Source organism: Vibrio sp. nBUS_14 (assembly GCF_051201655.1).
Taxonomy (GTDB): domain Bacteria; phylum Pseudomonadota; class Gammaproteobacteria; order Enterobacterales; family Vibrionaceae; genus Vibrio.
This window is the reverse complement of sequence record NZ_CP179206.1, coordinates 1,904,650-1,916,200: the sequence shown is the minus strand read 5'-3', so window position 1 is coordinate 1,916,200 and position 11,551 is coordinate 1,904,650. Positions and strand designations below refer to the sequence as shown.

Genomic DNA, 11,551 nt, shown 5'->3' with positions numbered 1-11,551 from the left:
TGAATGACGTGTCCAATTATTTCGTTGAGTCACTTATGCTTGGGCAAGTTAACTTATGCTCGTTACACGAATAATAATGAAATAGCTATTCACCGGAGTATACGGTAACGTTTGCTTAATAATAAACCTCATTCGTTAGCAAACTCGATTATCTTACCCTTACAGACAGTAATAGATTGAATAGTTGGGTAAATAAGTAAATAATATTGCCCCGTTTACACGGCGCTTTTTTCTATCGGAGGCACAATGCTTTACCGTCTAGCCAGAACTGGCTTTTTTCAACTTGATGCCGAAAAGGCTCATGATCTTGCAATTCAAAATTTCAAACGCTTTACTGGCACACCTATTGATCTTTTGTATCGCCAACAATTACCTCACCGACCTGTAGAGTGCATGGGTCTCACTTTTAAAAACCCAGTTGGCCTTGCTGCCGGCCTAGACAAAAACGGCGAATGTATTGATGCATTTGGTGCAATGGGTTTTGGTTTTGTAGAAGTAGGGACTGTTACTCCTCGCCCACAAGCCGGTAATGACAAACCACGTTTGTTCCGTCTTGTTGAAGCCGAAGGTATTATCAATCGCATGGGTTTTAACAACCTAGGCGTAGATAACCTAATTGAGAATGTTAAGAAGTCTAACTATGACGGTATCTTAGGTATCAATATTGGTAAGAACAAAGACACGCCAATTGAAAAGGGCGCAGAAGATTACATTATCTGTATGGAGAAGGTATACCAATACGCAGGTTACATTGCGGTAAATATCTCTTCACCAAATACTCCAGGACTTCGTTCGCTACAATATGGCGAAGCACTTGATGATCTGTTGTCTGAACTAAAAACCAAGCAATCTGCATTAGAAGCGAAGCATGGCAAATATGTTCCGCTTGCTCTTAAGATCGCTCCGGATCTAAGTGATGACGAAATCAGCCAGATTTGCGAATCATTGATCAAAAATAAGATCGACGGTGTGATCGCAACCAACACGACATTGGATCGCAGTATCGTTGAAGGCATGAAGCATTGCGACGAAGCGGGTGGCCTAAGCGGACGTCCAGTTCAATCTCGAAGTACTGAAGTTGTTCGCAAACTTCACGAAGAGCTGGGTGACCAACTGCCGATCATCGGGGTAGGTGGTGTTGACTCTTACGTTGCTGCAAAAGAGAAAATGATGGCAGGCGCTAAACTTGTACAAGTTTACTCTGGTTTCATCTACAAAGGCCCAGGCCTTGTTCGTGACATCGTTAAAAACCTGTAGTCCGTAAAAGCTTAAGCTATGATCCGGCACCGTCTTGACAAAAGAGACACTGTAACTCACTGAGTTGTAGAGAAAAGCGATAAGAAAGAGGAATTCATTTCCTCTTTTTTTTTGCCTGTTGCGCAGTAAAATTACTGTAATTAGAGGTAATTTTGCGTTTTACCTAACGGAATGGTTCAACAGTGTGAGACGAAATGATGCTTAAACCTAGCGATACATGGAGTTGGTATTACGATGAGCAGCAATGTTCATTGATGCTAAACCTCGGAGAGGATATGATTTTTAAAACGAATCTGGTCCGCAATAAGCTGGTGGACTGCGCTTTTAAAGATAATGAATTCACTGTTGACGATGCATCTTCTTACCAAACCTTCAAAGAACAAATTTCTGGCTTAGAGTTGTCTGAGCCGCGACAAGCCGAGCTTGCACTTTATTGTGTGGCCGCAAAGCGTTTTCATAAGCCTGTACAGCCTAAAAGCTGGTTCTTTGACTCACAAGGTGCGGGCCATGAATATCCTCAAGAAGGGGATATTGTACAAATGAATAACGAGCATAACCTTGGTTACTTCATTGTATTAGAAGTCGGAGAGTGTGCGAGCTTATGTGCATTTGTAGACTTAGAAGAGTTCCTCCTAACGCCTTCAAAAGGGTTACGCTTTGGAGATTCGATTAAAGTCATGCACGATAGAATGACTGACGCGAATGCCATCCTTCATCAAACGCATATTGCGATGGTGGGTTAATCTCTAATCTCTAACCTAAATCATCACTAGAGCATTATTTCGCCAATCATCGCTATAAATAAACCTGTAATACCTTCCCCATAATCGGCTTAATAGCCGATTTTTTTGTGCCTAAAAAAGCCTATCTCAATAAATATGACGTAGTTCATTCATTTGAATGACGTTGTTCACCTATTTAATTTGTAAAAAAAGTATCTTTTTTAACCTCAATTTCGACCGATTTCCCCACTATCGATAGCGGATTTCCTCTGTTTATTCCCTGTTCTTGGTCTTTTGTTGCTAAGTTCCAACCTAAATTTTATCTTGGTATATACCATTATTGGAGTGAATATAAATGCACTCGATGGTTTGAGCCTATTGATGAGTGTTATTTCTGTGAGATTGAGCGTTGTTGTGTTGTAAGGGAGTGCGGGTAAGCGATCGCTTCATGGCTGAGCATTTGCTAAGCAGTTAGTCGAAAGATTCAATGAAAAGACGAGTTTAGTGTGATGCTCTAGTAGCAAATTCAGGTATAATCGAGCTCATTTTTACCAATAAAAGAACACTATGAATCAATATCTAGCGGTTACCTCAAACGGCCTTGAGAATTTATTAGTTGAAGAACTAACCCAACTAGGGATTACAAATGCAAAACCTGTTCAAGCAGGTGTTAAATTCAAAGCCACTAATGAGCAAATTTATCGTTGTTGTTTGTGGAGTCGTTTGGCTTCTCGATTTGTACGTGTCCTTTCAGAATTCACTTGTATGGACGACATGGATCTTTACCTATCAACCACAGCGGTTAATTGGGTAAATCAATTCCATAGCACTAAGCGTTTCGTTGTTGATTTCAACGGTACGAATAATGAAATCCGGAATAGCCAATACGGTGCAATGAAAGTAAAAGATGCCGTCGTAGATTGCTTCGAGAAGAAGTCTTTACCGCGCCCATCTATTAGCAAAGAAAATCCAGATATTCGTATCCATGTTCGTTTGCATCGTGACAAAGCAATCCTTGGTGTTGATATGGTAGGTGTTGGTCTTCATCAACGTGGTTACCGCCCGGAATCAGGTCGCGCACCACTGCGTGAAACCCTTGCTGCGGCGATTCTTCTTCGTAGTGGTTGGGATGCAACGAAACCTTTCCTAGATCCTATGTGTGGTTCAGGTACGTTAGTCATTGAAGCGGCGATGATGGCTGCAAACATGGCACCTGGTGTGAAACGTCAGAAATGGTGTTTTGAGTCACTAGAAGATTTCGAACCAGAGCTTTGGGCTGAAGTTAAAGCAGAAGCTAATGTTCAAGGCCGTCGTGGCGTTAAGAAAGTAGAATGTAAGTTCTATGGCTACGACAATGATGAGCGCATGATCAAAACGGCGCGTGACAATGCACGTCGTGCTGGCGTTGAAGAGTTGATTGAATTCGAAGTAGGTGATGCTGCAAAGCTTAAACGCCCTGCAGAGTTCAATGATGGTGTGATTGTGTCCAACCCTCCTTATGGTGAGCGTTTAGGTACAGAGCCTGGCTTGATTGCACTGTACACAGCATTTGGTGCTCAACTGAAGGCTGAGTTTGGCGGTTGCAAGGCTTCTATCTTCTCAAGTTCTGATGAATTACTTAGCTGCTTGCGTATGCGTGCAGATAAACAGTTCAAACTGAATAACGGCGCGTTACCGTGTCACCAAAAAAACTACTCAATTTCAGACCGTCCTATGTCTGAGCGTCCAACTGGCGAGCAAGAACAGCTAATTGCACCTGATTTCGCGAACCGTCTTAAAAAGAACATCGGCAAGATCGGTAAATGGGCTAAGAAAGAGCAACTAGATTGCTACCGTATCTACGATGCAGACTTACCAGAATACAATGTAGCGATTGACGTATACCCAGGTCATCTTGTGATTCAAGAATACGCAGCGCCGAAAGATGTGCCGGAAGACAAAGCGAAGCGTCGCTTAACCGATATCATCCGCGCTTCTATTCAAGTAACTGGCGTTGAAGCAAACAATGTCGTGCTCAAGGTTCGTCAGAAGCAGAAGGGTCGTTCTCAATACCAGAAGATGGCTCAAGACTCTTCTAACTTAGAAGTAAACGAATATGGCGTTAAGCTGATTGTTAACCTTCATGATTACCTAGATACAGGTTTGTTTTTAGATCATAAGATCACTCGTCGTCGTATTGGTGAGATCGCTGGTGGTAAAGACTTCTTGAACCTGTTTGCTTACACAGGCAGTGCTTCTGTTCATGCAGCAGTAGGTGGCGCTCGCTCTACAACGACTGTTGATATGTCGAACACGTATCTTGAGTGGGCAAAAGAGAACATGGAACTGAACGGTCGCGTTGGTCGTCAACATCAATTTGTTCAAGCTGACTGCTTACAATGGTTGGCGAAAGAGCAAGGATCTTACGATTTGATCTTTATTGATCCGCCAACGTTCTCAAACTCTAAGCGTATGGATCAATCTTTTGATGTTCAACGTGACCACATCCAGTTGATGGAAGACCTAAAGCGTATTCTAAGAGAAGAAGGCACAATTGTGTTCTCTAACAACAAGCGTCATTTCAAGATGGATATGGAAGGTCTGGAAGAGTTGGGTCTTAAAGCTCAGAATATCTCGTCTAAGACGTTGCCACTGGATTTTTCTCGCAACAAGCACATTCATAACTGCTGGTTGATTACTCATAAGTAATTAAGAGGTTGTATAAGGATACATAGTGCTGACTCTCTACAGTACAGAAGGATGCCATCTATGTGAGATGGCATTCAAACTCACGGAACAGTTGAATATAACTCATCAGATCAATGTGGTGGATATCGCATTGGATGATGAGCTCTTTTCCCGTTACGGGGTCACTATTCCGGTGCTCAAATTTGAAATCTCTGATTTGTCTCAACACTCAGAGCTTAACTGGCCATTTGGCTTGTTAGAACTTAACGATTGGTTAAAGAAGAATGGCATTACTTACAATTCATAATGGGCAATTAGCGTTTGGCGATCATCCATTATTAGACGGTGCGGATTTCGCACTGCAAGAAAACGAACGTGTGTGTTTGGTTGGCCGTAATGGTGCAGGTAAATCAACGTTGATGAAGATTTTGTCTGGCAACATCATCATGGATGACGGCAAGATGCAGATCACACAAGATGTGGTTGTATCTCGTTTAGAGCAAGATCCACCGCGTAATGAGCAAGGCTCTGTTTACGAATACGTATCCGGTGGTTTAGCTGAGATTGGTGAGCTGCTTAAGGAATACCACAACTTACTTGATGTCATTGCAGAAGATCCCAGCGAAAAGAATTTGAACCGTCTTACTCGCGTTCAAGAAAAATTGGATCATGCGAATGCTTGGCGTTTTGAAGATCGCGTAAGTAATGTTCTTGCTGCTCTTAAACTAACAGCCAACACCAAACTGACGGAACTGTCTGGTGGTTGGCAACGTAAAGCTGCACTTGCACGTGCGCTTGTATGCGACCCTGACGTATTACTGCTTGATGAGCCTACCAACCACCTAGACGTAGCAACGATCGAATGGTTAGAAGCTTTCTTAAAAGACTTCCGTGGTTCAATCATCTTTATCTCGCATGACCGTGCTTTTATCAAATCAATGGCAACACGCATTGTTGATCTTGACCGTGGCAAGCTAAGTTCTTTCCCTGGTGACTACGACAACTACTTGCTAGAAAAAGAAGAAGCGCTACGTGTTGAAGAGATGCAAAACGCTGAATTCGACAAAAAGCTAGCGCAAGAAGAAGTTTGGATCCGTCAAGGGATCAAAGCGCGTCGTACGCGTAATGAAGGCCGTGTTCGTGCCCTTAAAAAGCTTCGCGAAGAGCGTCAAGATCGTCGTGAAGTACAGGGTAAAGCGAATATCCAAATCGATACGTCTGCACGTTCAGGTAAAATCGTATTTGAAGCTGAGAACCTTAACTTTGCATTTGAAGGCAAAGAGATCGTTACAGACTTTAGCTTCAACATCATGCGTGGCGACCGTATCGCACTTATCGGGCCAAATGGTTGTGGTAAGAGTACAGTTCTTAAACTGCTTCTTGATCAACTTAAACCTGATTCAGGTCGTTTACATTGTGGTACTAAGCTAGAAGTCGCTTACTTTGACCAATACCGCGAAATTCTAGACCCTGAGAAGTCGGTGATTGATAACCTGGCTGATGGTAAGCAAGAAGTAACTGTAGGCGGACGTGAGCGTCATGCACTGAGCTACTTACAAGATTTCTTATTCTCTCCTAAACGTGCTCGTACACCGGTTAAAGCGCTGTCTGGTGGTGAGAAAAACCGCTTGTTATTGGCTCGTATTTTCCTTAAATCGAATAACTTGTTGATTCTTGATGAGCCTACCAATGATTTAGATATCGAAACATTGGAACTTTTAGAAGATTTGCTTGCCAACTATGAGGGTACGTTGCTTCTCGTGAGCCACGATCGTCAGTTCGTTGATAACACGGTAATGACGAGTTGGATATTTGAAGGTAATGGTGTAGTAGAAGAGTTTGTTGGTGGTTACCACGATGCTCAGAAACAAAGAGCACAAGCACTTGAGTATCGTCAGGCTGAAAAGCCAGCAAAGGCGGAGAAAGTTGTTGAGGAAACTCCCAAAACTGCGCCAGTTAAAGCTAAACCTAAGAAGTTATCGTATAAGCTACAACGAGAATTAGAAACGTTACCTTTGCGTCTAGAAGAATTGGAAACCGAGATTGAAACTCTGCAGCAAGAAGTTAATGATCCAGACTTCTTCTCAAAATCTGTAGAGCAGACACAACCAGTTTTAAATAAGCTATCTGCAGTAGAGCAGGAGCTTGAAGTTGCTTTTGAGCGCTGGGAAGAGCTCGAGGCATTACAACAGGAAAGTTAAGAAGTAAATAATGACTTGTACTATATTTAAATTAACAACAGTTGCAGCATTAGTTTTTGCTGCAACTAATGCGAATGCTGCGCTTTATAAGGTTATTGAGCTTGATGTACCATCTTCAATAGTTCTCGGTGATGCCCAAAAGTCTTATGGTGTCGCTATACAACCGGGTTCTGCGAACGATGGAACTGATGATTTATTGTTAGGTTGTTTTGACTCTACTGCCATAAATTGCTCGAACGCTCCTAACGAAAACCCAATAGAAAATAAGTTTTTAGCTGCTGTAGAAGTGAGGCTTGCAGAAGAAGGAGCCGGAGATAACAAAAAAGTATTTGAAGAAGCTGTTAGTTACCGTGAAGAAGTTCCATTTGCGATGGATGCAGCATTTCAATACATTCAGGAATCCAAAGATTTTGAAAAGTATTGTGACCGTGAATTAAGGTACAATACTTGTAACTCTTGGGCAGCTAAACGTTGGAATACTTGGAGTCGTGAAATAAATGACCTTACTCAGGTTAACGCTCAAGCTTTCGTCGAAGGTGGAACATCATCGATCAGCCAATTTAACGTTATTATTAATGCCCTCGATGAAACTGGGGCTGTTCTAGGTACAGAGTCTAATGGTCATGACATACGACACAAGGCTGTTACTACTGTCCCACTAAATACCGCTTCTGAATCTCGCGCCTGGGGAGCTCTGACTGTTGATAATATCGTTTATAATTTTGGTAGCATATCTATAAAAGGGCCTGTAACAGGGACTTCTAGCACTACATTTAGTTCTAAAGCTGCTGTCTGGAAGGACGGAGAAGTTCACCAATTTATTTGGTCACAAGGTAATATCCCGCAAACAGGAGATTACTTCGCACAAGGAAGCATGCGTGGCCTTGTAGCAAACTCTGGAAAGTTATACGGCGTTGGTTTCGATACAGTGAATGGTAGTGGTGACCTACAAGACATGAATGCAAGTGTCTTTGTGAGTGATTCACTGGATATTTCTGATGCGACTTCGACTTGGACTACTAAAGCAATTAGTGGTGCAGAGGTTAAATCTGGATCATCTAATGACGATGCGTTTTACAGTAACTCTGTAGCGACCGATATTAACGAGAACCTGTTTGCTGTTGGCTATGCTAAGCGTAACGGTTATGTGCCAGAGAGTGGCAGTGCCGGCAATAAGATATTTGTGGTTAAAGACGCAGCAAATCCGAAAGCTACATTTTTGACCGGAGGTATCTTCTTTAGTGGCTCTAGCGGTGAAGCTAAGGCAGTTAACAACTTCAACGAGATTGTTGGGCAAATTGATTTTGATACGACTCGAGAAGTTAATGGTAGCGAGCGAGGACACCGAGGTTTTATTTATCCTTATGATGTTGCTTCATCGAAAAATGAGCGTCGTGTAAACATCTTCAATGGCCAGGCTTGGTGGTTAGATGATCTAACGAACGATGGCAATGCTTCTGGAGAAAACAACAAGTTCCGAATTATTGATGCAACTGACATTAACGATGCTGGTGTGATCTCTGCTACTGCTATTAAATGTACAGTTGGAGGAACGACTCAACCGTATGACACAACGTCTCACAACTCATATTGTGGTGGGGCGTCATCTAATGCAGTCGAAGAAGTTGTCGCGGTAAAGTTAGTTCCTATTCGCGGTGCTACTGAAAAAGATATCCAGACTCGTAGCACAGATTCAGTAAAAGTTGACCGCCAAGGTGCTGGGTTAGGTTGGTTAGGTTTGACCGTGCTTGGTCTGTTAGGGTTCCGTAGAAAATTTAAATAATTTATCCCTTGAGCCCGAGTTCACAATTCTGAACTCGGGCTTTTTTTCGCCTTGAGAAAAGCTCAAAAGTGGTCAATTCTTAAAGTTGGAGTCAACCAAACTCCACGAAGTTGTAATCATTGTATGTTAGTAAACGAACACCCGTATGAGGACTGCACTATGAAGAGACAAAAGCGTGATCGCCTAGAACGAGCACAATCTCAAGGTTACAAAGCTGGTTTAAATGGCAGGTCACAAGAAGCTTGCCCATATAGCCAAATGGATTCTAAATCATATTGGTTAGGTGGTTGGCGTGATGCCAAAGATGATAAGCATTCGGGTCTCTATAAGTAGATAGGGCAAACATATTCAAAGGTCAAGGCTCCATGTTGTATTAAACAACTGGAGCTTTGTAGTTTCGGAGAGCTATACAACGCCTTCTAAACCGTGAATTGGTCGCTTATAAAGTGATTTAAGATTGTTTCGCTGGTGGAACTATAATTGCTTAGAGCTACCTAATTACAACCTAGCGCACTATAACTAAATGTATTGAAGTAAAAATAAAGCAACCATTGGCTGCTTTATTAAAAATCAAACTATTAGACTAGAATGCTGATGTGTCTTGGAAAAGACCAACTTTCAAATCTTTAGCCACATAGATCTCTTTACCATCAACAAGAACGCGACCATCTGCAAGGCCCATTACTAGGCGACGGTTAACAACTCGTTTCATGTGAATTTCGTAAGTTACTTTTTTAGCTGTAGGTAGGATTTGGCCAGTGAATTTAACTTCACCAACACCTAGAGCACGGCCTTTGCCTTTACCGCCAACCCAACCAAGGTAGAAGCCAACAAGCTGCCACATTGCATCTAGGCCAAGACAACCAGGCATTACAGGGTCACCAGGGAAGTGGCAATCGAAGAACCATAGGTCAGGAGTAATATCCAGCTCAGCAAGAATCAAACCTTTACCGAAATCACCTTCAGTTTCAGACATTTTAGTGATGCGATCCATCATTAGCATGTTTGGTGCTGGAAGTTGAGGGCCTTCTGGCCATAGTTCGCCTTGGCTTGATGCTAGAAGCTCTTCGCGAGTGTAAGAATCACGTTTGTTTTGCATTATCAATTACTCCGATTTTTGATAGGTGCATATTAGTGAACAGGTGTACGCTAAACAAGTCCGATCAGTACTAGACAAACCAGTTTTTAATGCGTCCAACAATTCCAATTGGGTGTTCATGTCTTTCAAAGTTTTCAATACGTTCCGCGATTTTACTCAGAACGCTTTCTTGTTCTTCGTCCCTAAATGGTGCGTTCATAATAAGAGGAATAGCTTCATCTACATTAGAGACAGACCAAATATGGAATTCTTTGTTTTTGATGCTTTCAATTAGGTCTGGCTTCAGAGCAAGATGTCTTAAGTTAGATCTTGGAAGAATCACACCTTGTTCGCCAGTTAGCCCGTTATGTTTACACACATGGTAGAAGCCTTCGATTTTCTCGTTTAGCCCACCAACGGCTTGTACACGACCGAATTGGTCGACAGCACCGGTTACCGCTATTTGTTGATTGATAGGGTATTCCGACAAAGCACTTACCAGAGAGCAAAGCTCAGCAAGAGAGGCACTATCGCCATCAACTTCGCAGTATGATTGCTCAAACACAACAGAAGCAGCATATGGCAACGGATCTTCAAGGTTAAGCGCGCTGCTGACGAATGCTTGCATAATCATCATGCCTTTAGCGTGAAGGTTGCCACCAAGCTCTGCTTTTCGTTCTACATCGGTAATGTCGCCATCGCCAAAATGAATAACACAGGAAATACGAGCCGGTTCACCATAAGAAATAGGGTGTCCAGGAACGTCGATGACCGTCAGGCCGTTAACTTGTCCTACTTGTTCACCTTCTGTTTCGATGATGACTTGGCCATCTCGAATATCATCGAGAGCACGTTCAGGAAGGTAAGACTCGCGGTTGTATTTGTGTTGTTGAGCTTGCTGAATATGGTGAATATCAATATCACCACCATTTGCTTCGATGAGTGCTTCATTCAACAGCGCGTTATGCCAAATCGGACATAGCGGTATGTAGCTCTGATCTTCCGTTTCTCTTGCGCCTGCCGTTAGGATCCCAACCAAAGCTTCTTGAGTTATCGTTGGAAGGTTATAGCGACGTTGCAACCATTTAAGATAGCCAAGGTATTGCGTTAGGCTCTCATTGGAGAGCTTAATATCTTGTTCTATTTCACTGAATAGACAAAATCCTGTTTGAATATCGCCATCTAGATAATCCAGATCACCAAGTTGAGCGCGGTCTCCGACAACAATTAACTTAATGTTGTATGTCAGTGCTTCGACAGGTGCCTGATTTAGATGCTCAGGAAAACTGCTAATTGGCTCAACAGCTTCACCGAGAAGCGCTGATTTCAATAATAGCCAGCTTCCGGGGTTTGCAAGGATCAGATTAGCTGAAACAACCAGATAACCGTTGTTTGCTTTAGAAAGTAGTCCCGGCTTTGTTGCAACTACTTCACCATCTTTAGACTGAACTTGGTCAAATAAAGCGGCTGCATTTAAAGATTCGGTTTTTATAACAGGCTGAGCGTCGTTGTTTAACTCCGACGTTAAAGATTCAACGATGAGTTGACGATAGATCGAATTGTCAGGCGCATTAACAAGTAGAACTCGTGAAAGATTGGATAGGCGTACAAAACGGGTTAGCGCATCTCTAAATCTATGTTGAATATCTGAGAATATGAAAGGAGAGATGTCAGGGAATTGCTCTAGTTGAGCGCTATATTCATCGTACTGAGGCGTTACATGTCGCCAATCTACTTGAGTCATTTAAATGTCTGATAATGATAATAAGGTAGGGAGTATATAGAAAAAGAGTGGAGTCATATAGGTCTATGTTGTAGTTACTAAACACTAAGCTAATATAAG

Annotated in this window: 9 protein-coding genes; 7 read left to right on the top strand and 2 right to left on the bottom strand. The window is 42.4% G+C overall.

What is annotated here, in order from left to right; all coding sequences use genetic code 11:
• Nucleotides 1-246 precede the first annotated feature (246 nt).
• The 7 genes from pyrD to rmf all read left to right on the top strand — a co-directional run bounded on the left by pyrD (nt 247) and on the right by rmf (nt 8,963).
• Nucleotides 247-1,257, top strand: coding sequence for a quinone-dependent dihydroorotate dehydrogenase (pyrD, locus tag ACMAZD_RS08970; protein WP_435246970.1), 1,011 nt, complete (start codon nt 247-249; stop codon nt 1,255-1,257).
• Nucleotides 1,258-1,451: 194 nt separating this feature from the next.
• Nucleotides 1,452-2,000, top strand: a complete 549-nt coding sequence (locus ACMAZD_RS08965; RefSeq protein ID WP_435246969.1) for a cell division protein ZapC — start codon at nt 1,452-1,454, stop codon at nt 1,998-2,000.
• Nucleotides 2,001-2,546: 546 nt separating this feature from the next.
• Nucleotides 2,547-4,667, top strand: coding sequence for a bifunctional 23S rRNA (guanine(2069)-N(7))-methyltransferase RlmK/23S rRNA (guanine(2445)-N(2))-methyltransferase RlmL (gene rlmKL, locus ACMAZD_RS08960; protein WP_435246968.1), 2,121 nt, complete (start codon nt 2,547-2,549; stop codon nt 4,665-4,667).
• A gap of 25 nt (nt 4,668-4,692) precedes the next feature.
• Nucleotides 4,693-4,953 (top strand): glutaredoxin family protein, encoded by a 261-nt coding sequence (locus ACMAZD_RS08955; protein WP_435246967.1) that lies wholly within the window; start codon nt 4,693-4,695, stop codon nt 4,951-4,953.
• Complete coding sequence (locus ACMAZD_RS08950; protein WP_435246966.1) at nt 4,931-6,847, top strand: ABC transporter ATP-binding protein; 1,917 nt, start codon at nt 4,931-4,933, stop codon at nt 6,845-6,847. Before ACMAZD_RS08955 ends, ACMAZD_RS08950 begins: the two co-directional genes overlap by 23 nt.
• Before the next feature lie 10 nt (nt 6,848-6,857).
• On the top strand, nt 6,858-8,630 hold the full coding sequence (locus ACMAZD_RS08945; protein ID WP_435246965.1) for a DUF3466 family protein: 1,773 nt from the start codon (nt 6,858-6,860) through the stop codon (nt 8,628-8,630).
• A gap of 159 nt (nt 8,631-8,789) precedes the next feature.
• Complete coding sequence (rmf, locus tag ACMAZD_RS08940; protein WP_017074275.1) at nt 8,790-8,963, top strand: ribosome modulation factor; 174 nt, start codon at nt 8,790-8,792, stop codon at nt 8,961-8,963.
• 250 nt (nt 8,964-9,213) lie between these two features.
• Here the strand turns inward: rmf and fabA are convergent, their stop codons facing one another.
• Both fabA and ACMAZD_RS08930 read right to left on the bottom strand, forming a co-directional pair.
• Nucleotides 9,214-9,729: a bifunctional 3-hydroxydecanoyl-ACP dehydratase/trans-2-decenoyl-ACP isomerase gene (gene fabA / locus ACMAZD_RS08935; protein ID WP_029223508.1), complete on the bottom strand. Its 516-nt coding sequence runs from the start codon at nt 9,727-9,729 to the stop codon at nt 9,214-9,216.
• Between the two features lie 70 nt (nt 9,730-9,799).
• The gene (locus ACMAZD_RS08930; protein ID WP_435246964.1) at nt 9,800-11,452 is read right to left on the bottom strand and encodes an AAA family ATPase; all 1,653 of its coding nucleotides are present in this window, start codon (nt 11,450-11,452) and stop codon (nt 9,800-9,802) included.
• Nucleotides 11,453-11,551: the final 99 nt, after the last annotated feature.

Bases quoted from the DNA above. Each gene is read 5' to 3' on its own strand.
- ACMAZD_RS08950 (WP_435246966.1), top strand. From the start codon at position 4,931: ATGGCATTACTTACAATTCATAATGGGCAATTAGCGTTTGGCGATCAT.
- ACMAZD_RS08945 (WP_435246965.1), top strand. From the start codon at position 6,858: ATGACTTGTACTATATTTAAATTAACAACAGTTGCAGCATTAGTTTTT.
- ACMAZD_RS08930 (WP_435246964.1), bottom strand. From the start codon at position 11,452: ATGACTCAAGTAGATTGGCGACATGTAACGCCTCAGTACGATGAATAT.
- pyrD (WP_435246970.1), top strand. From the start codon at position 247: ATGCTTTACCGTCTAGCCAGAACTGGCTTTTTTCAACTTGATGCCGAA.
- rlmKL (WP_435246968.1), top strand. From the start codon at position 2,547: ATGAATCAATATCTAGCGGTTACCTCAAACGGCCTTGAGAATTTATTA.
- fabA (WP_029223508.1), bottom strand. From the start codon at position 9,729: ATGCAAAACAAACGTGATTCTTACACTCGCGAAGAGCTTCTAGCATCA.
- rmf (WP_017074275.1), top strand. From the start codon at position 8,790: ATGAAGAGACAAAAGCGTGATCGCCTAGAACGAGCACAATCTCAAGGT.
- ACMAZD_RS08965 (WP_435246969.1), top strand. From the start codon at position 1,452: ATGATGCTTAAACCTAGCGATACATGGAGTTGGTATTACGATGAGCAG.